Consider the following 22803-nt stretch of genomic DNA (forward strand, 5'->3'; position numbering starts at 1 on the left):
TCACTCGTAATGCAGAGCCTCCGCCGGCTCCAAGCGAGCTGTCGAGCGGGCGGGATACCATACGCCACAGATGATCATGAGGACGATCAAGACAAACGTAATCCCTCCGCAAATCGCGAAGCGCAGCCACGTGAACGGAAGCTGATAGGTATCTATCAAATCCATATGGGCGATGTTGAAGCTGATGAGTAAGGACGGGATGAACGCCAAGACCAGCAATAGGACACCCTCTCCCACCATGATCGAGTTCAACTGACGGCGGGTAGAGCCTAAGGCCATCCTAAGCCCCATCTCGCCTTTGCGATATTCCGTACGGAACCAGAAGGTACCGATGATGCCGAGGAATATATTCGCCAATAGGAAGCAGGCTACCGCCACACGGGTTTTCACCTCGTTCTCTACGCCGATCGAACGGATATAACCGTCGCGAATATATGACAAGGGCTGTACGTCTAGCAGATAGAGGTTGCCTAGCCGAAGCTGTTCGGCCATATCCTTGCGGAAGCGTGCGGGGAAATCAGCATTATCGACATCCGGACGGACACGTACGCAGAGTCGCACGGCATCTATCATCCCCTCATAGTATCCTTCCTCCATCCGGCTTAGCCGCAGGGCCCTATAGACGTTGGGTTCCGCCTTGGTGTACTCATGACGGCGGATGGGGACGCTGATACCACGGATCGTCTCCTCGATCTCGTCGGTCACATTCCCCCGGTACGCCTTTTGCCCGAGTAGGGAAAGGCCGGGATTCATCGTCTCCACGTCGGCGGAGATTACGATGGAGTTGTTATCCTCGATGGCCCGTTTCAAGGAAGCCGTCTTGCCGTCCTTATCATAGATACGGAACACGTCGAAGAACTCCGGGGTGACGAAAGCATAGCGGCAGGGCACCTGCAATGTATCAATCCGCCAAACGAGGTTACGGCTTCCCATATAATAAGGCATCCCCCCATCCGTAAGGCAGGCCGATTCCACGCCGGGATAGGTGCGGATGCGATCCAACGCCGTCAGCAGATGAACACCATCCGGCCGCTCCCGCTTCTCCTTCGGGATATAATCCGGGCTTCTTTCCGAAAGGCTACTGATCACGATGCTGTACGTATGCCGGATATCGAAGCCCAGAGGAGCCGTATACGTGCGCCCCATCACATACAGGTAGTCCACAAGGAACCAAAGGAAGACCGAGACCAGCAATAACTCAGCCCACAACCAAGCGTTTTGCTTGCGCTGGTTCCAGATCAATTGTAATAAATGTTGTATCATATCTTTCTATTATTTTAGTATAGCTATCATCCAACGCAGGAGATTAATGAACATTCTCGTTGAGAGCCGAGATGATACGCATCCTTGAGGCTCGCCAAGCCGGGATGCCGGCGCTCAGCAGGTTCAACGCAAGACAAGCAAGGAACGCGTAAAGGAAGATCAATGGATTGAACATCATCTCCGCATTGACGAAGGTGCGACCGATACCCATCGATGCCGTGCCCGTATCTAGCAACCAATCGGACAAGAGCAATACGGAGGCGTATGAGAAAAACAGACCTAACACACCTCCCAGCAAGGTCTGCAACAGATTCTCGTAGAGTACCTGCGTCAGTAATTCCGAGCGTGTCGCCCCGAACGCCTTCCTCACCCCGATCTCCGCCATACGTTTACGCATCCGGCTTTGCGTGATACCGCTCATGTTGATGGCAGGGATCAGCAAAAGGACAAGAACGATGATAACATATTTCATGACCAGTTCCCGTACATTCGGCTCAGAGAAAGCATCCTCGCGAGCCAAATCGCCCAAATGGGTATCAGGTCCTCCTCCAATTTTCAGTAGGTGCGTGCTTTGTGATTCGTTAAGGCGAGCGATATTCGCCTCAGCCTCGGAGTGGATCGCATCAAAGTCGGCGGACGAACTTGCGAGGATATAACAACGGAAGCCCCCGACGAGACGGTCGGAACCATTATCATACAGGGAATTGTCGGTGGTATAAGGCAACCAGACATCGCCATAGGCAGACTCGGCCAGCAGGGAGACATCCCGCACGACGGCACGGATGGTATAGGGCACGTAGCTGATCTCGACGGTACGGCCTACGACCTCGGTCGTGCCATAGAGCCGACGTGCCACGGACTCGCTTACCACAGCATCCATGATGCCACTTTGTACTTCTTCCTCGCCATAAGGCTTACCAGAGAGGAAACGAAAGTTGAAGATATTCCAGAACGCCGCGTCCGTAAAGGTCACGTCGCACTTGAACTCCACCGTATGATCCGCCACTGCCGCCAAGCGTTGCACGCCATGATACGCCATGCCTACCTTCTCGGCAGAGCGCAAGGGATAGAAACAATCTTTCACCACCCGGGAAGCGAGAAGGTAGCAGTCGTTATAAGATTCGTTCTCTTTGTAGGAGGCACGGGTATCACTGACGTACATCATCCGGTCCCGATTGTCTTCCGGTGAGTAATTGGCGGTACGCATCTGCCATACGATCACGATCACCATGATCATGCAAATCGCCAAGGCCGTACCGAAGATAGAGACTCCGGAAAGGAGCTTGTTCTCTTTCAATAAGGCCCAGGCTTGTTTCAAATAGATCTTGTACATATTTATTCAATTTAATTATACTATCAGTCGGTGGGAGACGGGGCACGCCCCGTCTCTACAACCGGGTATTATCTGTTATCCGTCATACCGCAGCGCCTCGGCCGGCTCCATCTCGGCGGCCTTGCTGGCGGGGAGCCAGACGGCAAGCAGGATGACGATAGCCAGCAGTATCCATGTCAAGATATTCACCAGCAAGAAACGGAGCGGCAGGATCGCCGGCCAGTAATGCTCCGGCAAGGTCCCTTTGGGGATGTCCAAGAAGCCGACCATCACGAATTGAGCCTCTATCAACAAAGCGAGCGGGGTAGCCATGAGTAACAGGCATATGCCCTCACGAGCCATCTGGCTACGTATCTCTTCACGGGGCGAACCGATCGCCATGCGCAACCCGATCTCTCCCCGGCGCATCCGCACCCGGTACCAGAACGTACCCATCACGCAAAGCAGGATATTCAGTCCCAAGAAGGCCATCAACGCCATACGGACCCGGTAATCGTAGGTAATGCCAAAGGAATAATCGGTATCGGCCTTGATCCGTTCATAGGAGGTCAGGCGTTTCAGGTAGAAGTTCCCCACCCGAAGCTCACGGCTCATCTTCTCCCGGAACGTATCGGCGAAACGAGGGCCTGCCACGGCAGGATCGATCCGTATGAAATAATTCATCTCGGGGATCTCCTCCGCCGAGGGACGGATCGCCAAGAAGGCGGCACCTTGGGGTAGGCTATTGTCAAAACGCTTGATATCCTCTAATACGCCCTTTACGATATAAGTCGGGCCCTCCTCGTCGAAAGGGTCTTTCACCTCACGCCCAACGGCGGATGCCTCTCCAAATACCTTTCGCTCCACCATCCGGGTGGTTACTATAGCGCGGGGGTCTCCCCAATCAAAATCGGATGTAGATACCGGACGGCCGTCTTTGGCGTACGAATGGTTGAAGACCGACAGGAAATCCGTGGTAGGATCTATCTCATACCTCATGACCGCTTCCCGCTTACTCGTATCGGCCGCGTTCGCCAAACCGATACCGTAATAACAGCCCGTATAAGGCGTGGAGTAACAGCCCGAGGCCGCGCCCATCGCCTGCACTCCCGGATAATCACGCAAGCGGTCTTTTATCCGCTCATAATTTCCCAGCATGGCGATCGAGTCGCTCTCGGCGGCTCGATAGTCGGGGGAGGTTTCCGGCAAGAGGCCCATTTCTACCTGCCAGACATTCGCGTAGCCACGTCCGGAGGGGAGGCTACGGTTATAGATCTCCACGAAGAAGTAATCCACCATGTACCACGCTAGGCAAAAGGCGAGCAGCAACTCCACACACACCCACACGTTGCTACGCCAGCGGTTCATCAATTGTATCCAAGTTATTTTCCACATATCTTTCTTCCCTCCATTTAAGCGTTCAACGAATCAACGATAGGTCGCCTTGACGCACGCCAAGCGGGCCACAACGCCGACATCAGGTTTAACAGGGAACATACGCACAAGGCGATCAAGAAGACCCACGGGTTGAACAGCATCCCCATGGAGAGCGATACGTCCACACCATCCGGGGCGGCATCCGAGAAGCCGTTGCCGATCTTGAAGACCCACGAACTGGCGAACGTCACCAACAGGAAGGAGAACAGGAGTCCCACCAAGCCGCCCAGCAGCGTATACAGGAAGTTCTCCATCAAGACCTGCCCGATCAACGCCCCCTTGGGAGCCCCGAAAGCACGCCGCACGCCCAGCTCGCCCAGACGCCGCTCCATACGGGAATCGGCCATGCCCGAGAGGCTGACGGCGGGGACGAGCAGCAGGAGCAGGAAAATCACCCCATAACGGCTCAAGTCTCCCACGATATCCGGCTCCACGTTCGACCAATACCGGAAGATACTCTCCCAATGGCGATCCGGCTGCCCAAGAAGGGAGAACTCACGTTTACCATCCACGTTCAACGATTGGTTGAAGCGACGCACGTTATCCGCCACCGCCTCCCGCACCTTGCCGATATCGGCCTTGTCCTTCACGAGCATATAGACCTTCAAGGGGCCTAGCCCGGGCATACGCACCTCCGAGTATCGGACCCGCTCCTCGAAGTCGGGCACTTGGGTATATGGGTACCAGACCTGCGAGAAAACCCGATCCATCAGGTAAGATACGTCATCCACCACGCCCACCACACGAAATGAGGTAAAGTCGAGGCTCAAGGTCTGCCCCACGGCACTACCTTCTCCATAAAGCCTCTTGGCCAGTGAGCGGGCGATTACCGCCACGGGCATCCCCGACCGGAAATCGGCCTCGGTGAAAGGCTTGCCCTCCAGGAAACGGAAGGAGAACACTTTCCAGAACCCATCGTTTACCCCCATCTTCATGACCGGTATCTGCACGGGACTGCCCACCGGCTGCACGAAAGCGGAGGCGGCGTCATCGCAACATAGCGCCAACGCCTCCAAGCCGGGCACCCCCGCAAGGCACTCTTCCACGAAGCGGGGCGATACCGGGCCACTGCTCGTGCCCCCTTTCTCATTCTTCAGCGCAGCGCTCTTCACGGTCAGCAACCGGTCCCGGTCCATCTCCGGATAAATAGAGGCCATTTTCACGTAAAACACGATGGACAGCACCATCACCAGCGAGATCGCCAATCCCGTCCCCACGATATAGACCGAGCTGAACAGCCGTTCTTGCCGGATCAGGGCCCATGCTTGTTTTAAGTAGATCTTATACATATTCATTCCATTTAAATATTCTATCAGTCGGTGAGAGACGGGGCACGCCCCGTCTCTACAACCGGGTGTTATCTGTTATCCGTCATAGCGCAGGGCATCGGCGGGTTCCAAGCTGGAGGCTTTGCGGGCCGGATACCAAGTGGCAAGGCTGATGATGAGCGCCAAGATCAGCCAAGTCAGCAGGGAGTTGATCAGGAAGCAGCCTACCTTGGATTCTACCAAGCCGGGCGGCATCAAGTCAATCCAGGCCAGATTCACGCAAATCAACAGGGCCGGGACGGTGGCGATCGTCAGCAACATCAAGCCCTCCCCCATCACCAAGCCCAAGATGGAGGCACGCGTGGAACCCATCGCCATACGCAAGCCCAGCTCCGCACGGCGGCGGCTCACGTGAAACCAGAACGTGCCGATCACCGCGAGGAACACGTTCGTGAGCAGGAACAGGCCCAGAGCGGAGACGATCCGCTGGGCGTTACTCTCGATCGAGTTCTCCAGATAAGAGGATCGCACGTCGGGGTAGGCTCGCACCTCCGACACCCAGAAGTTGCCCACCATCAATTGACGCTTCATCGCTTTCAGGAACCGATCGGCGTAACCGGCCGTAGCCACGGAAGGGCGAAGGCGGAAGGTTATCTGCACCTGTGTAAGATCGTTAAGCTCCCGCAGGTCGAGCAAGGAGAAGAGGATACATTGCTTCCGGCGGTCGAACTCGTCATTGCGGACCGGCCCTGTCACCGCCACCACGTGTCCGGGAAGGGTATCACCATGCAGGTAGATATCGGCCCCGATAGCGTCGGTCGTGCCATATAGCCGCCTCGCCAACTCCGCCGATATCACCCGATCCCTGCCTTCCCTTGTCCCGGACAGAGCCTCGCCCAGCCTCTCCGGGCTTTCGCCCGAGGCGGGACGGATGCCAAACACACGGAAGTAGTCCGGCGAGACGGTCATCAGCCGTACGCTTACGCTGACGGAATCCCTCGTCACCCGGCTTCCCGACCAAGAAAGGGTATAGGGCAAGGAAGAGACGGAGAGCGCCACGGCCTCCACGTCGGCATGCCCCCGGAGGCGTTCCACGATACGCTCCACGTCGCGCGCAGCCTCATCGCCGCCCTCCTCGTAGGTAACGAACGAGGGACTGTTGGAGGGACGGACGGCCAATACCGCATGGTAGACGCCCTCGAGGTCGTAGCCCACCGGCTCATACCACGACTTACCCATCATCAAGAAGTAGCTGGTCATGAACCAGATCACCACGAACACCACCAGCAACTCGGCCAGTATCCATCCGCTGCCCCCCATGCGGGACCTTATCAGTTTCAATATATGTATTATCATAACCGTATCTCCTATTTATCCATTCAACGCATCCGTTATATTCCCCCTCACGATCCTCCAAGCGGGCAGCATCGAGGAAAGCAGGTTCAATGCGACGCAAACCCCGAAGGCGTACGCGAAGACCGACATATTGAGCAGCATCCCCGGCGAGAGGAAGACATCCCCGCTCGTCCCCAGAAGATTGAACCCAGGCACGAGGAGGGCGTTACGGAAGATGAACACCAGCACGTAGGAGAAGAGCAGCCCCGCCACGCCCCCGGGCAGCATCAGCACCATATTCTCCACGAAGACCTGCCCCATCAGCGTAGCCTTCGTCGCCCCGAACGCCTTGCGGATACCCAGCTCGCCGACACGCTCTTGTATTCTCGATGCGTTCATCCCGGAAAGGTTCAGCGCCGGTACCAACAAGAAAAGGAGGAGCGCCATCCCAAGCACGATGTAGGTCTCGGGGCCGAACAATCCGGAAAGGAGATTGTCGGCATAGCTCAAGGGCTCCTCGCATACCACCTGCCCTTCGGACAGCCCGCTATTATAGCGCCTCACCTCCCGCCGCAGTTCCTCCGAGAGAGCCGGCAGGTCGGACGCGTCGGCAAGCAGGATATTTGCCTCCAGCAGGCCGACGGCCCCGTCACGCTCGCCCAAGGCATGGTCCATGGCGACGGAGAGGGAGGAATAAGTGACCCACGCCTCGGCGTAGACATCGGCGGTTATGCCGGAGACGTCGTCCACAACACCGCTCACGGTATACTCCAAGCCGTTCAGCAAGATCGTCTGCCCCGCCGCCGCCTCGTGCCCAAACAGCCGGCCGGCCAACGAGCGGCACAGCACCGCACGGGGCATGCCGGAGAGGAACTCGGCCTCGGTGAAGGGCCGCCCCTCCACGAAATCGAAGCGGTAGACACGCCAGAAGCCGTCGTCGCAGCCTTTCAACCTCACCTTGGGAGACTCGTCTCCACCGGGCAGTCGCATGAAAGCGTCACCATAAGAGAAAGGCATCATGAAGGAGTTGGTGGTCACCGCCACGTCCTCCGGGACGCGGAGATTACCGATCACCTCCTTGACGAGGCGAGGGCCGCAAGCCGCCTTGTAATTGCTCTTCGTGCCATTCAACTTGTATGTCACGTTCGAGAGGTAGCACATCCGGTCCCGATGCACCTCGGGGGCGATATTCGCCGTACGTATATGGTAGGCCACCGCCAGCGCCATTACCATAGAGATGGCCAGCCCCGTGCCTACGATGTAGACCGAGCTGAAGAAGCGCTCCTGCCGGATCAAGGCCCATGCTTGCTTTATGTAGATCTTGTACATACTCATTCGATTCACGTTATCTTTCTTATCTTTGCCACTTAATCATTCATTAAACCACGAGATCATGGATAAAGAATTACCTAAGTCGGAGCTGCCCAAGCCGTTTCGCAAGCTGAGCCTCCGCGTCAGCAAGAGCCACCTGCCCGGTAACGCGAGCTACAAGGGAAGCGTCGTATGGCAACGTACGCTCAGCATCGATGACATCGCCGCCCGTGTCGTAGACAAACGGAGCGAGTATCGCAAGGAGACGCTCATCACCACCTTCAACCTCCTCAAGCGGGAGATCTACGACGCCATCGAGGAGGGCTACAACGTGGACTTCGGCTTCGGGCGGACGGAACTGACCGTGAACGGGCCTTTCGAGAGCCTGTACGAGAAGTTCGACCCCAACCGCCATACGCTCGCCCCACGCCTGCGCCCCGCGCCGGAGCTGAAACAACGGGTGGCAAACTTGCGTGCCGTGAACGAGACCTACCAACTGGATTACAACTCCCAGCCCCGTCCCGCTTACGTCAGCCTCCGCATCCAGCCTCGCACGCCCGACAGCGACGAGCCTTACAACCAGCTTCCGGCAGGTGAGCACCACTTCATCTCCATCTATGGCGACCGGCTGAAACTGATGGGCGACGATCCCCGCGTGGGTCTCTACCTGCACCGCCCCGACGGCTCGGAAGAACACTTCTACCCGCCCTCCGAGGTGTTTATCAATACCGGCAAACGACTTTGCTTCACGCCCGGCTTCGCTTTCACCGACGGCGAGTGGGTGGCGGAGGTGGTGACGCAATACACACCCAACTCGCGTCCATACAAGCAACCCCGCTATGGAACACTCACCTTCCTAGTGAGATAGCTCCCGAGCCTTCCCTGCTCGTATCACACATGACAGCTTTCATGAGCGACACATGATAACTTTCATGAACGATTCATGATAGCTTTCATGATTAACTCATGATAGCTATCATGAGTGATGCGAGCAGTAGTGTCCTAGATCCGCCCCTTACTGCACCTGCCTTCCGTCGAAGAAGCGCACGGTGCGGCTGGTTTGCTTGGCTTGCGCCTCGTTGTGGGTTACCATTACGATGGTGCGGCCGTCCTCCTTGTTGAGTTGGTGGAGCAGGTCCATGACCTCGATACCCATCTTGGAGTCCAAGTTACCGGTCGGCTCATCGGCGAGGATGATGTCGGGGTTACCTACGATCGCACGGGCGATGGCCACACGCTGGCATTGACCGCCGGAGAGCTGCGTCGGAAAATGGCGCATACGGTGGCTCAGGCCGACCTTCTCTAGCACGGCCTCGGCCAGCTTGCGGCGCTCCGAGGAGGATACCTTGCGGTAGAGAAGTGGCAGCTCCACGTTGTCCAGCACGTTCAGGGAATTGATCAAGTGGAAGCTCTGGAAGACGAAACCCAACTGCTTGTTACGGAAAGCGGCCAACTCCTTGTCGCTCATGCCTACCGTGTTTACTCCGTTGATCTCGACCGTGCCGGAGGTAGGAAGGTCCAGCAGGCCCATGATGTTCAATAAGGTGGACTTCCCGCATCCGGAAGGCCCCATAATGCTGAGGAACTCGCCTTGCTGCACCTCTAGGTTCACGTTTTCCAACGCGACTGTCTCTATCTCTTTCGTACGGTAAATCTTCTGTAAATTCGTTAGTTTGATCATGACTGTAATATTTTAATTGTTATTGTTTGACTCTTGTTATTGTTAAACTCTTGCTATCGCTAGGCTTTGCCACCTAAAAGCAAATTACGTGCCAGAAACGTATCTCATTGATTCCATGGCATCTTCCTGAAAAAGCACTGTCCATTATCGAACAGTCGGTTCATTCCCGAACACAGATGTCCGTGTCTGATCATTCCTGCCGCAAGGCGTCCGCCGGATGCATCCGCATGGCCCGGTAAGACGGAAAACTGATTCCCACGACAATCATCGCAGCCATCACCGCATACGAGAAGACGAAACCGAACAACAGGCGTGAGGCCATGTCGGGCGGTATCTCCGAGCCTTGCGTCACCTCCATATGCAGCAGGTTGGCGAAGATGACGGTAGAGGGGATGAAAGCGATGGTGAGTAGCGCCAAGCCCTCCTTCACCAATTGCCAGAATATGCCCTTGCGGGTGGCTCCCATCGCCATACGGAGGCCGATCTCGGCGCTCCTTTGTTGCGTACGATACCAGAAGGTTCCCACCACGCCGAGCAGGACATTCAGCAGGAAGAAGGCGATGCCCGCCACGTAAAGGCGGACTTGATCCAACCAACGCTCAAGGAACTGGTCCCGGTAATGGGACATCGGGAAAACATCCTTCAGATAGATATTGCCCACGCACAATTGCTGCTCCATCTCCTTCCGGAAGTTGGTGGCGAAAGCGGCGCCGTCCGCACCGGGCTTCACCCGGATGAAGGTGTTCAGGCCCTCTCCGACCCAATCGCCCTCCTCGGCCACCTTGTTCTCGTCCACCAGCTTATAGTAGGCGTAATCATAACCGGTGAACTCGCAGTAACGTTGTTTCTCGCAGACACCACCGATACGGTAGGCCACGCTATCACGAGAGCCTTGGTCGGTGATATAGATCTCTTGGCGCACGGCCGCCGCCGGGTTACCGAAGAAGTCATCGGCTACACGGCCCGTCACCACCACTTGGTTGTCGCGCAGGGCATCCACCAACTCCGAGGGGGAACCGCCTTCTGCCGTCTTCACGCCGAACACCTCGAAATAGGTGGGCGAGACGAAGCGCACGAAGCCATTACGGATCAACGAGTCCTTCCGGAACGTGGCGTATTGATTCGATCCCCGGTAATGAAAATGCACGCCGGTGGTGAAACAGATTGATTCCACGGAGGGGTTCCGGCGGATGCGGTCCATCAAGGTCAGGTAATCCCCGCCTCCCCGCTCGCTATGCACGGAGGTCGTGTCATAATCGGGGCTTTCCTCCGGGATCACGCCGAAACTCACATGATACGTATGCTCGATGTTAAAGCCCAAGGGCTGCGAGTAGAGTCTGTACATCACGAACAAGGCGTCCGCCGCGTACCACAGGAAGATAGAGACCACGAGCATTTCCAACCAGATAAACAAGTTCCCCTTGCGCTCGTTCCAGAGTTGTTTTAGAATCATCTTATACATAGCGTCAACCATTTATAGAGTCCGTAATATTCAATCTTGACATTCGCCAAGCCGGGAGGCCGGCGGAAAACAGGTTCAGCACGAGGCAGAACAGGAAGGCGGCGATAAAGACCGCCCCGTTAAACATCCCGGTGGAAAGCCCCGTCTTCCCCAGCGAGGTGACCAGCAACCAGTCCCTCAGCAACAACATGGCGCCGTACGACATCGCCAATCCCAGCAGTCCGCCGAGCAGGGTCAAGACCATGTTCTCGGACAGCACTTGCCAGAGGATGGTGCCTTGCGTGGCCCCGAAAGCCCGGCGTACGCCAAGCTCGGCCATCCGGCGGCGCATCCTCGACAGGGTGATGCCCGATAGGTTCAAGGCCGGAACCAGCAGGAGGATGAAAAGGATGATACCGTAACGAACGTAGAGGTAGAAGAGGTTCGCCCCGAACTCGCTACCGCCGCCGATCCATTCCTCGATCTGGGTGGAGGGCTGGTGAAGGATATCGGCCTTGACATCCCGGGTCTTGGCGTTGAACTCCTCGACCTTCCGCAGCGCCTCGGTCCTCAACTCCTCTCTCGTGACGCCCGGTCTCAGCAGGACGCAACAGCTATACGAGCCGTTGATGCCCTCTTGGTATCCCCCGTCGTCCCGCACCGTGTAAGGGATCCAGACCTCCGCCCACGCTTTCGAGGCGAACCGGGATACGTCCTTCACGACCCCGCAGATATTGTAGACGATGAAATCGAGCTTCATCTCCCGCCCCACGACTTGGTCCGTGCCGAAAAGGGCCAAGGCCACGCTCTCGCTGATCACGGCGTCGCGGATACCGCTCGTGAAAGCCGCCGGGCTGAAGGGGCCTCCTTGCTGGAAATCGAACTGGAAAATCTTCCAGAAGGCGGTATCCGTATAAGAGATGTAACTCGTCCGATTCTTAAGCCCGTCCATGGACGAGGCGGTCAACGGCCTATAGCGATCCATGTTGATGGCGGTAACGGCCTCCGCCCCTTTCAGCGGATAGCAGCATTCCTTCACCAAGGGCAGTCCCAACGACGAGTAGGAGATGCGCCGGTTATCATCCTTGCCATTGCTCATGACGGTCGTTATGTAGCAGGTGCGGCCACGGTTTACCTCCGGCTTGAAACTCGCCGTATTCACGACATACAGGATGACGATCACCATGATCATGCAAATGGCCAAGGCGGTACCGAGTATCGAGATCACGCTCAACAGCTTGTTCTCCCCGATCATCCTCAACGCTTGTTTAATGTATTGCTTTATCATAAACTTTTGTATTATAAATTATCTATTACCCGACTAAAACAGCGATTGTTTGTTATCATCCGACTTTGTGCCCCTACGGAGGCAAATAACGTGCCAAAAACGTAACCACTTGATTCCTAACATCACCCCGTAAAAAAAGCTGTCCGATAACGAACACTTGATTCGTTATCGGACAGCGATTATGGACAGTTTCAGATTTTATAATTCCCAACGTAAGGATCTCAGCAGTTCATCGATCTCGGCTGCCGAAATGGAGTCACGGTCGGCCTTATCGTAGATCGTGAGGAGAATAACCGTACCCTCATTATCTGCGCAGACAATGGCCTCCGTGTAAGTAATCACTCTCGCCCCATGGCTCTTTCCTTTTCCTTTGGAGGCGATGGCCATGCGTACCTTGCGAACGCCTTTGCCTAAGCTCGTCCCTTGATCAGGGTTCTCGCTCAAAGACTTACCCAAAGCCGATAAATCAGCCTTCAATGAGCTATACTTCTTACAGAGACGTTTGAACTCTTTATCGAAGTCTTGATGGGTTTTTATCCTATACCTCATTGAGCAACTCACTCAAGTCTCTAAACTTATGCCCCACATCCTTGCCCTCACGCAAATCCTTCACGTCTTGCAGGGCGTTCCTTAGCCCCGCCAAGATCTCCTCCTTGGTAGGCTCCACGTAATCGTCTGCCGACTTCTCTACCGGGGTGGCCTTACCGAAAGCAGCCATCTTCATACGGCGGACGCTGTTGAGGGCCTTCTTGATCAACTTCTCATCCTCCAAGGACATCACCTCTTGCAGTAACGACATTTTTAATTCTATAGCTGTCATACGCTTGCTCCTTTCTCATTAATGAATTGACAGACGCAAAGATAGACAATTTATTCGTAATGCAACGCCTCCGCCGGAGCCATCTTTACCGCCTTGCGGACAGGGAACCAGATTCCCATGCAGATCATGCCGGCCATCAGGAGGTAGGAGACGCTGAGGGTTACTAGAAAGCGGAGGATGGAGAGGGGCTCGCGGTAGGAATCCAGCTTATCCAAAAAGGCCATATTGAAGACGAAGACCAGTAGGATCGGCACAGTGATCGCCAAGAGGCCCAGACCTTCCAGATACATGTACTCGCCCAGCCTGCCCCGGCTGGAACCGATCGCCATGCGGAGACCGATCTCGCTACGCCGCCGCTCGGTACGCAACCAGAACGTGCCTACGATACCGAAGAATACGTTCACGAGCAGGAAGGCCATCATGGAGAGTTTCTTGCTGTTCTCGTTCTTGGTAAACCGGAGTTGGTCATCACGCTGGTCGGCAAGGAGGGTGACACCGTGGACGAAGGTGTTATTTACCGTCATCCGATCCGCTGTTTTCTCCAAGAAAGCGTACATCTCATCCTCGGTCATCGGGCGTTTCGTACGTACCGATAGTTCAGCGCTCCTTACGCCGAAATTCTTCACGAACTCCTGCAATGACTCACCTTTCAATATCGTGAAAGCGCAGTTCTCCGGGCGGTCGAAGTCATTGCTACGGAAGGTAGGAAGCACGGCGGCGATCGTGAAAGGCTCGGAAAGGTCGTCATTCTCCGAGATCTGCCGGCCTATGGCGGACTGCCCCCCGAAGAAGAAATCTTCCGCCTCCGCCGTTATGACGAGCGGACGGTAAGCGTTCTCCACCAACGGGGTAATAGCACGGCCCTCCTTATCCTTCATACGGAATACATCGAAATAAGAAGGGGATACTTTCAGCTTGTGGTAGTTCTGTCCTACCGCCTTCGAGGTATCAGCGCCCAAGGGAAGGAGCGTCCCCCACGAACTTCCGTTTGAATAAGGCATGGACCAATACGTAACACATACCTCCTCGACCTCCTGCTCTTGGCGGATACGTTCCATAAGCTTCAACAAATCCTGTGTTGCGTTCGAGTCGTAAAGTGAGTCGGGCACATAACCCGGGGCGTTCGACGAGAGCGTGGAAAGCTTGAAACGCCACGTATTCGAGATATCATATCCCATCGGGGCGTTATAGCAGCGCACGTCCACCCATAACTTATCCATCATAAACCAAAGGGCGCACATCACGATAACCAACTCGCCCAGTATCCAGCCGTTGCTCTTGCGCTGGGCCCATATTATTTTAAATATATGCTTAATCATAATTTGATAGTTGATAGTTGATAGTTGACAATTGACAACTCATTGTTCATCATTCATTGGATTCACTCGTTCCCCTTTAACGCTTCTACGATCGGTTGCCTTGTCGTACGCCATGCCGGTATCCCGGCGCTTAATATATTCAGCAAGAACGTAAAGATAAGGGCGGAGATAAATAAGCCCGGTTTAACGAGCATAGGCGCCGTAAGGCTCACGTTCTCGCTCAACATGAAAGGCTTCCCTACCACCAGCAAGACCATCGAGAGGCCGATGCCGATCACGCCGCCGATCAAGGTCAGCACAAAGTTCTCCGATAAGATCTGCATCAAAAGATTCTGTCCCGTAGCCCCGAAAGCCTTACGCAAACCGATCTCTTCTTTCCGCTTCTGCACGGACGATTGGATCACGCCCGTTAAGTTCAGCGCCGGTACCAAGAGCAAGAAGAATAGGAAAGCGCCCGATCCGGCCAAGAAGGTAGGCCAGTCCACCTTTTGAAAAGCGCCGCTTCCCATGGCCGTATCCAACTGGGAAAGTAGCCCGGAAGGGAAACCTACGTTATAATCGGTCTTGCTGTCATTGTAGCGACGGACCTGTTGGTCTAGCTCCGAGCGTATGGCATCGAAGTCGGAAGAGGAACGAGCCAATAAGGCCACGCTGAAATAACCGGCCATATTCTCCCCATACTCCCCATTTACACGGGTCAGGGCCTCATTGCTGCTATAGGGTATCCATACCTGAGCGTAGGAGCTCATCAATGAAGAAGGTACGTCACGCACCACCCCGCAGACGGTGAAAGTGATAAAATCCATCACAACCTGCCGCCCGACGGCCTGTCCTGTTCCGAACAAATCGGTCGCCACCTGTTCCGACAGCACCATCTTCGGTATACCGGATTGAAAATCAGCCTCGCTAAAGGGGCCTCCTTCCACGAAAGGATGGTCGAATATTTTCCAATGGCCCGCGTCCGTATAACAAATCTCATACTCCTTGAAGAGCCGTCTATTGGGCAATGACAAGGAATGGCTATCACTACAATAGCCGGATACGGCCTCTGGTTTCCGCAAGGTATAGAAACATTCCTTCACGACCTCGCTGGACATGCCTCCACGATTACGATCCGATCCTCCGGGGGATTTCGAACCGACTTCCGTACCCCAGACATACATAAACCTAGACCGATTGGACTCAGGGGCATATCCCGTGGATTTAATCTGGAACACCAATACCATCACCAACACCATGGCGATCGCAAGGGCCGTTCCCGAAATAGAGATTATGCTTACGAGCGTATTTTCACGCAGCATTTGAACCGCTTGTTTGATGTACTGCTTATACATAATTCGAATCGTTATTTCAATTTCAGTTTATTCTTTTCCTTGAAACTTGTCATATCGGAAACGACCACCTCGTCACCCGGTTCCAAGCCACCTACTACTTCTACATACTCAAAGTTGCTGTCTCCCAGCTGTACCTTCCGCTTGATCAATTGGTCTCCGTTGACAACAAACAACTCATACTCTCCTTTCCCGACGTAGAACGAGGCGTTGGAAATACGCAGCACATCGTCCTTGATCGCATTCATCACGTATACATCGGTCTTCAAACCGGAGCGCAAGCGGCGATGGTTATCCTCCTCCAACTGTACCGTGAAGGAGATCACGCCGTTCTTCGATAAGGGGGTAACATCGCTAACCACCCCATCCAGTTTATCGTTGCCGATCTTTACGACGGCCTTGCTACCGGCGGCGATCCGGTCGCCATAGGTATCGGCGATCTCCCCCTCTATCTTGAAATGGGACAAGTCGGAGACGATAGCGACACGACTGCCTTGAGAGACTTGGGCACCTACCTCGTTGTTCACGTAGGTCAGGATCGCCTTGCGGGGAGAGCGTATCTGGGCGTCTTCCAAGGTACGCTTCGTCTCGGCTAGACTCTTTCGGAAGATGTTCAGGTCGAGTTCTTTCACTTTATAATCGGCATCCGTCAAGGATTTCTCGTTCTCATATTTTTGCTCATCCTCTTTCAGTTTCAAGACGCTAACGTTATAGTCCAGTTCCACTTGACGGACCTTATCGGTCGTTCCGGCGCCTAGGCTATCCAGATAACGCTCGTTGCGCAACTCCACTTCCTTTCGGTTCAGTTCCATGCGAGAGACTTTCAATTGCATCTCCATCTCGGAAAGCTTATTGCGGTTTTGGATACGGAGTTGATCCAATTGGAGGCGTTTCATTTGCTCCTCGTCCAATTGTTTCTTATAATCCGTCTCGGCGCTTAGCAAGTCCAGTTTCAAGATCGGAGTACCTACATCCACGGAATCGCCTCCCTTTTTATAAATCTCGACGATACGGGAGTTGATCGGTGAGTTGATGATTTCCTCGAAAGCAGGTACCACCTTGCCGGATGCGCTAACGGAAACCTCGATCACTCCTTTATCTACCGTTGAAAAAACCAAGTCCTTCCGTTGCAGGCTGGTTTGCATAAAACCGATCACCCCGCCAATCAAGACAACGGCAATACCGATCCCCGCCCCCAGCTTTATAAACTGTTTACGCTGCTCCTTCTGCCGAACCTCTTTTGATATCTCTCTGTCCATATTTCGTTTGTTTTTATTTTCCACCCTCCAAAGAGCAAACCCCGTGCCAAAAACGTAAGTGATTGATTTATTGAAGAAATAAAACAAAAGAGATGTCCGATATCGAACACTGTGTCCGCTTTTGTACGAAAACAAAGACATCAGCAATGAGAATCTACAGATATTCAATCATAATTAACATATAAATACTTGATTATCTTTACAAAAAGGACTATTTTTGGAAAAATCCATAATCAAGGAATACCAATCTTATATTATTTACCCTAAATTCTAAAGAGAGATGAAAAAAACAGTAACTTTCGTTTGGAGCATTTTCCTCCTCGTGTTTATATCGATAGATATGAACGCACAATCAATAAAAAGTTGGGATTACCCCATAAAACCAGGAACGGAGGCTTGGCAAGCATTATCCACACATGAGGATATGCTGAAAGCCTGCCAAATTCCGGCAGAGATATTAAAAACGGTATCAACAGAAGAGCTTATAGAACTTTGCCTTGCTTACCCATTATTAGGCGACATATTCGCTTACAATGGAATACAGGAAGGCATTAGCAAGGTTTCCGCACGTTTTAACGGGTTACAAGAGTTATTCAAAAGGAAAGACAATGCTTCTTTGCTATTTGAGAAGATAAAAAAACAAGAATTACTGAAAGCAGGAGTGTTGACTTCCATAGAAATAGGTAATGAAATTAGTCGGCAAATGGTAATCGAGGCTCTTCTGTCTAATGAGACGATATTATCTAATACAAATAATCTTTTACAGCAAGAGATCTCCTCCGAAGCCGTAAAGAGACTCCTTTACAAACAAAACAACCCGGATATTTATGGACAATATGGTCTAAAAACCGTAGTCTATCTCCTAGGTCGAAGTCTAGAACGGATAGACAACAAGACCATTACGCCCAAATTTAAACAATTCACCATCGATGAAAAGCTAACGGGCAGTAATGTAATCGAAGAGTTATTAAAACAATACATTGTAACCTTTAATAAATTGAGATCATGAAAAAAGTATTATACTATTTAATAATCATGCTGGCATTCACGCTGAACGCATGTGACAATGAAATGGATAATATGCAAGGAGGTGATAAAGAAATCTTGACATCCAGTTCAGAAATTGTCATTAAAGACGGAAAGATAACATATCCTAAATGGTTGGTGAATGTAGTAGATTCTGTCGCTCACTCCCATGTCAAGGGAACAGACTATCCATACCCTTGGGTCTTTACTATTCAAGGAGATGGAAAAGAACACATTCTCGTTTTGGATGGGGTGAATTCTTGTGCTTCTTGCGGGCAATTACTATTCTTGCTTTCCGGAGAACGAATCGAAAAATTCCCCAATGAATGGATCACTATGGAGAATTTAAACATGATTTGGGAGCCGAATCTCAATGTTGAGACAAAAGCTCAAGGAGCAGCCGCTACTGTTTACACTCCTAACGGGACACTCGTTAATGACACTTACTACAGAAGTGAGGAATTATCAGCCTCACAAAAAGCGAGCCATGACCAATATTGTACAACAACCTATTCACAAGCAACTCTAATAAGTAGTTCAACAACCACTTACAATTGTCATGCCTATGCTTGGTATATGACTGAAGGCGGATCAGCAGTTTGGATGGGATGGACTATTAATCCCACAAACGTATATTGGTTAGATGGTAGTTATATATCAACAACAGGTGCCGCAACCAAAGTATCCTATCTTAGTGATAATCACTCTGCCGTAACGACATCTACGCCCAATATATTCATCTCCAAATGGGGGGAATACGCTCTTATGAGGCATCCCAAAGCTCATGTCCCTTTGATGCATCAAGCTTAAAATATATGAAAAAAAATGATATGCCGACTGTTTATATAGGGAAGAGTCAAGAGGATTATAGTAGCGGCAGTTCCTCTATCAATGCGCCAGGGGGTAATGCCACGACGACTTTATATGCTTACACAAAGACAGGAACTCCGACCTCGTATAGCTGGAACGCTGAATTCTATGGAGAATGCGATAGATGGTACACTTATCCTTCCGGTAATCGATTAGATGTTAGTGTCTATCTAAACTCCCAACATTACGGTGGATCTCTTCGCATCACCTGCGCAATGTATAATGGAAGTTCTTTAATAGGCACAGCAACCTATTATTTGAACGTAAATCCGTAGCAATTATACAAGAACAAGGATCTCGTCGAAACAAGATCCTTGTTCTTGATTCAATATACTTAAATCGATTTCGCTCAAAACTTTTCCGATAGACCTGTTGTTCTATGCCCAAAACTTATAAACGCAAAATGTATGAACACAAGACTAATTCTATTCACCTGTATAGCCGGTCTGACTCTCTTTTTCTCTGGCTGTAGCAAAAATGATGATGATCATCAAGGCATTATCCCTCTTCCACCGGTAGAGAACGCTTTCCAAGAGAAATATCCCGATGCCAAAAACCCTGTTTTTGAGATCGAAGGTAACTATTATGTGGTAGATTTCAACAACGGCGGCTCCGAGACAACAGCTTGGTTCACGGATCAAGGCATATGGATGATGGAGAAGATAGACATCTCTTTCGCCCAATTACCGGCAGCGGTATCCACCGCCTTCAAACAAAGCTTTTACTCAAATTGGACCGTGGATGACACGTACGCCATCAATCGCCTAAATATGGGAATCGTTTACAAGATCGAGGCGGAGCAGTCCAATAGCGAAGTAGACCTGTATTATTCACAGTATGGAAACCTGATCAAAGCCGTGGACGATGAGATCAATAATGACGCACCGATCGTTATCCCGAAAGAGGTCAGCAACCTGATGGAGATCACTTTCGCCAACGCCGAGTTGCTGGATATCCAACAGAACAGCCTAGGTTACGAGCTGGATATGATCGATAACCAGATTTATAAAGTGGCGCAATTGAATAAGGATTACAGGTGGCAAAGTACCACATGGGCCATGTCCGAGCAAGAGGTTCCGCAGATCGTGATGCAAGGATTCGAATCCTCCGCTTACGCTAGCGACAAGGTACAGTCCATATATACGTTATTGAATGCCAATGGCACCTTCTACCTATTCAAGGTTTCACATAACGGGCAGGACAAGACGATTACCTTTGATGTATTCGGGAATATCGTATAAAAAAGCCGCACGATTCACAGCCGTCTCCGGACTTGAATCGCGCGGTTTGCGTTATATGATAATCAAGCTTATTTACTGATCAATTCCAAGGTCGCCCCTTTTACTCCCGGTGCGGAAGCCTCGAAATAGATCGTCCCCGGTTCCTCGGCCGTCCGCACGATAGCGGTAAGTTGCCCGCTAAACAGTTTCATTTCCGGAAGATGGAAGAGTTCCAGACTGGCGCTATTTCCATTTGCCGCCGCACGGTAGGCTCCGGCACCACGTACCTTAAACTGGATCTGGCGGGTATCATCCGGACAAAGGTTACCGTTCTTGTCTACGACTCTAACATTGATGAAAGAAAGGTCTTTTCCGTCAGCCGTCAATTGGTTACGATCGGCAGATAACTCAATATGATGCGGCTTCCCTGCGGTATGAACCTCCTCCTCGGCCACAGCGTTACCCTCCTTGTCATAAGCGACCACCTTCAAAGTTCCCGGCTCGTATTTGGTATCCATCCACATCAAACGATATCGTTTCTGGCGCTCGAAACTCTTTTGAGCCGCTTCGGTATAACTACTATCGATACCGATGCTTAGATCTTTCGTACGTTTCCCTTGGCTCTTTCCGTTGATAAACAATTCGGCGGAAGGATAATTGGTATAAACGAATACGGGTGTCACCTCGCCCTCACGTCCCGGCCATGTCCAATGCGGCAGGATATGCAAGGTCTTGGCGCTTTTGTTCCAATGACTACGGTATAGATAGTAACGATCCTTGGGGATACCCGCCAAATCGATAATACCGAACAAGGAGCTATGGCTTGGCCAATTCGTATAATAAGGAGTAGGCTCGCCCAGATAATCAAATCCTGTCCATACGAATTCCCCGATACAATACGGAAGGTCCTCATGCTGGATAAAATCGTCTTCCGGCAGATTAGACCAGTTGCAATGCTCCACGTCGTACGAGGAACTTTGGTGATCCTCATAGACAGCCATCGCCTTACGCTCTACCGGGAATTTATAAACCCCTCGTGAGCTAACCGTGGAGGCCGTCTCGCTTCCCAAGATTATTTGCTGAGGCAGTTTCTTATAATTCACTTGATAACGGAACGGACGATAATTGAATCCCGCCACATCCATCACCGCCGCCATATTATTATTCACGACGGCATCCGGGGCATCCATACCTTGCGTCACCGGACGAGTCGGGTCTTCCCGATGGCAGATATCCTGCAAGAACTTGGAGATCTTACAACCGCTCTCATCCCATTGGTTAGGCACCTCGTTGCCGACGCACCACATCACGACGCTCGGGTTATTCCGGTAATGATGTACCAGATTCACGAGGTCTTTCTCCACCCATTCATCGAAAATCAAATTATAGCCGTTCGCACATTTCGCCTTGTTCCATTCGTCGAAGCTCTCTGCCATCAACATCATACCCATCTCATCGCAAGCCTTTACCAACTCGGGAGCCGGCATATTATGGGAAGTACGGATAGCGTTGCATCCCATGTCCTTCAAGATCCGGATCTGACGACGGATAGCGGCATCATTGACGGCAGCCCCTAACGGGCCTAAGTCATGGTGATTACAAACGCCTTTGAATACCGTCTTCTCACCATTCAAGAAAAAGCCTTTATTCGGAATGATCTCGATCGAACGGATACCGAACGGGGTCGTATATATATCTTTCAGTTGATCGCCCTCATAGAGACGAGTCTCCGCAGAATACAGGGCGGGCATATCCGGCGACCATAAAGTCGGGGTCTGGATGATAAACTCTTGGGAGAGGCTATTATCATTGTACTTAATCTGTGAGAGAGGCATAGTCTGCTCCGTCAACTTCTGCCCGTTCGGATTCCATACACTGGTTTTCACGCTATACTTGCTGGCATCGGCACCTTCCGGCAGTACGATTTTCGTCTGTACATTGACTTTCGCAAATTCCTTCGTGGCGGTCGGGGTCGTAATATAAGTTCCCCAGACCGGGATATAGGCGTTTTCCGTCACGATTACATGTACATTCCTATATAATCCCGCTCCCGGATACCAACGGGAGGATTCCGGCAAGTTCTCGAGGCGAACCGCCAAGGTGTTCTTTTTCCCCGGCATGAGTTGTTTCGTGATATCGAAATAGAAAGAATTATAGCCATACGGCCAATATCCAACCTCTTGTCCGTTCACGTAGACCTTAGCATGGCTCATCGCACCGTCGAACAGGATCGTGGCACGCTTCCCATCCGTAAATTGAGGAACCTCAAACTCGGTCCGGTACCAGCCGACTCCCACGAAAGGCAAACCTCCGGTTCGGCCGGCATGTTCCATGGCCTCCGTTTGTCCGTCTTGGGCGATAGCGACCTCTTGCTTATCATTCTGAGAGCTGAAAGGGCCGTAAATCGCCCAATCATGCGGAACAGTCACGGATTGCCATTTGCTATCGTTAAAAGTAGGATTGATAAACTCCGGGCGGTCTTCCCGGGTGAACTTCCAATTCTTTTCCAACAGGAACTCACTGCGTACTTGAGAAAAAAGCGCAGGGAAAAGGCAAAACAAACCGATCAAAATAGCGAAACTTGTTCTTTTCATTCGTTTTTTGTGTTTTTGTTATTCATAG

The 22803-nt window shown here is 52.2% G+C and carries 20 protein-coding genes; 5 read left to right on the forward strand and 15 right to left on the reverse strand.

Features of this window, described 5'->3' with window-relative positions; genetic code table 11:
* The 6 genes from BDI_RS09795 to BDI_RS09820 all read right to left on the reverse strand — a co-directional run bounded on the left by BDI_RS09795 (position 1) and on the right by BDI_RS09820 (position 7944).
* Positions 1 to 1263 carry an ABC transporter permease gene (locus BDI_RS09795; RefSeq protein ID WP_011966639.1) on the reverse strand — a complete coding sequence of 421 codons (1263 nt, stop codon included), beginning with the start codon at positions 1261 to 1263 and terminating at the stop codon, positions 1 to 3.
* A gap of 43 nt (positions 1264 to 1306) precedes the next feature.
* Entirely contained in the window at positions 1307 to 2596 is a 1290-nt protein-coding gene (locus BDI_RS09800; protein WP_009275797.1) for an ABC transporter permease, read from the reverse strand.
* Positions 2597 to 2671: 75 nt separating this feature from the next.
* A complete protein-coding gene (locus BDI_RS09805) occupies positions 2672 to 3970 on the reverse strand; it encodes an ABC transporter permease (RefSeq protein ID WP_010183776.1) in 1299 nt (432 codons plus the stop codon).
* Between the two features lie 17 nt (positions 3971 to 3987).
* A complete protein-coding gene (locus tag BDI_RS09810; protein WP_010183778.1) occupies positions 3988 to 5307 on the reverse strand; it encodes an ABC transporter permease in 1320 nt (439 codons plus the stop codon).
* Positions 5308 to 5376: 69 nt separating this feature from the next.
* Positions 5377 to 6636 (reverse strand): ABC transporter permease, encoded by a 1260-nt coding sequence (locus BDI_RS09815; protein WP_008780156.1) that lies wholly within the window; start codon positions 6634 to 6636, stop codon positions 5377 to 5379.
* Positions 6637 to 6651: 15 nt separating this feature from the next.
* A complete protein-coding gene (locus BDI_RS09820) occupies positions 6652 to 7944 on the reverse strand; it encodes an ABC transporter permease (protein ID WP_008780155.1) in 1293 nt (430 codons plus the stop codon).
* Between the two features lie 64 nt (positions 7945 to 8008).
* On the opposite strand from BDI_RS09820, the gene BDI_RS09825 reads away from it, so the two are divergent.
* A complete protein-coding gene (locus BDI_RS09825; RefSeq protein ID WP_011966641.1) occupies positions 8009 to 8794 on the forward strand; it encodes a DNA-binding domain-containing protein in 786 nt (261 codons plus the stop codon).
* A gap of 147 nt (positions 8795 to 8941) precedes the next feature.
* Here BDI_RS09825 and BDI_RS09830 read toward each other — a convergent pair whose 3' ends face one another.
* The 8 genes from BDI_RS09830 to BDI_RS09865 all read right to left on the reverse strand — a co-directional run bounded on the left by BDI_RS09830 (position 8942) and on the right by BDI_RS09865 (position 17065).
* A complete protein-coding gene (locus tag BDI_RS09830; RefSeq protein WP_005854666.1) occupies positions 8942 to 9607 on the reverse strand; it encodes an ABC transporter ATP-binding protein in 666 nt (221 codons plus the stop codon).
* A 190-nt stretch (positions 9608 to 9797) separates the two neighbouring features.
* Positions 9798 to 11069, reverse strand: a complete 1272-nt coding sequence (locus BDI_RS09835) for an ABC transporter permease (RefSeq protein WP_011966642.1) — start codon at positions 11067 to 11069, stop codon at positions 9798 to 9800.
* 4 nt (positions 11070 to 11073) lie between these two features.
* A complete protein-coding gene (locus tag BDI_RS09840) occupies positions 11074 to 12336 on the reverse strand; it encodes an ABC transporter permease (RefSeq protein WP_008780152.1) in 1263 nt (420 codons plus the stop codon).
* 198 nt (positions 12337 to 12534) lie between these two features.
* The gene (locus tag BDI_RS09845; RefSeq protein WP_005854661.1) at positions 12535 to 12885 is read right to left on the reverse strand and encodes a hypothetical protein; all 351 of its coding nucleotides are present in this window, start codon (positions 12883 to 12885) and stop codon (positions 12535 to 12537) included.
* A complete protein-coding gene (locus BDI_RS09850; protein ID WP_009275791.1) occupies positions 12875 to 13156 on the reverse strand; it encodes a hypothetical protein in 282 nt (93 codons plus the stop codon). The genes BDI_RS09845 and BDI_RS09850 overlap by 11 nt, the downstream gene beginning before the upstream one ends.
* Before the next feature lie 50 nt (positions 13157 to 13206).
* Complete coding sequence (locus BDI_RS09855) at positions 13207 to 14475, reverse strand: ABC transporter permease (RefSeq protein ID WP_005854657.1); 1269 nt, start codon at positions 14473 to 14475, stop codon at positions 13207 to 13209.
* A 62-nt stretch (positions 14476 to 14537) separates the two neighbouring features.
* Positions 14538 to 15809 carry an ABC transporter permease gene (locus BDI_RS09860; RefSeq protein ID WP_011966643.1) on the reverse strand — a complete coding sequence of 424 codons (1272 nt, stop codon included), beginning with the start codon at positions 15807 to 15809 and terminating at the stop codon, positions 14538 to 14540.
* An 11-nt stretch (positions 15810 to 15820) separates the two neighbouring features.
* Positions 15821 to 17065 carry an efflux RND transporter periplasmic adaptor subunit gene (locus BDI_RS09865; RefSeq protein ID WP_009275788.1) on the reverse strand — a complete coding sequence of 415 codons (1245 nt, stop codon included), beginning with the start codon at positions 17063 to 17065 and terminating at the stop codon, positions 15821 to 15823.
* 280 nt (positions 17066 to 17345) lie between these two features.
* On the opposite strand from BDI_RS09865, the gene BDI_RS09870 reads away from it, so the two are divergent.
* The 4 genes from BDI_RS09870 (at position 17346) to BDI_RS09880 (ending at position 20202) form a co-directional block, all read left to right on the forward strand.
* On the forward strand, positions 17346 to 18074 hold the full coding sequence (locus BDI_RS09870) for a hypothetical protein (RefSeq protein WP_011966645.1): 729 nt from the start codon (positions 17346 to 17348) through the stop codon (positions 18072 to 18074).
* Positions 18071 to 18901, forward strand: a complete 831-nt coding sequence (locus tag BDI_RS09875; protein ID WP_011966646.1) for a hypothetical protein — start codon at positions 18071 to 18073, stop codon at positions 18899 to 18901. Before BDI_RS09870 ends, BDI_RS09875 begins: the two co-directional genes overlap by 4 nt.
* Positions 18902 to 18906: 5 nt before the next feature.
* Entirely contained in the window at positions 18907 to 19236 is a 330-nt protein-coding gene (locus BDI_RS21180; protein WP_011966647.1) for a hypothetical protein, read from the forward strand.
* Positions 19237 to 19368: 132 nt separating this feature from the next.
* A complete protein-coding gene (locus BDI_RS09880; protein WP_011966648.1) occupies positions 19369 to 20202 on the forward strand; it encodes a PepSY-like domain-containing protein in 834 nt (277 codons plus the stop codon).
* Between the two features lie 68 nt (positions 20203 to 20270).
* Here BDI_RS09880 and galB read toward each other — a convergent pair whose 3' ends face one another.
* Entirely contained in the window at positions 20271 to 22775 is a 2505-nt protein-coding gene (gene galB / locus BDI_RS09885; RefSeq protein WP_011966649.1) for a beta-galactosidase GalB, read from the reverse strand.
* Positions 22776 to 22803 lie beyond the last annotated feature (28 nt).

The sequence above is a fragment of the Parabacteroides distasonis ATCC 8503 genome, from assembly GCF_000012845.1.
In the GTDB taxonomy this organism is placed as follows: domain Bacteria; phylum Bacteroidota; class Bacteroidia; order Bacteroidales; family Tannerellaceae; genus Parabacteroides; species Parabacteroides distasonis.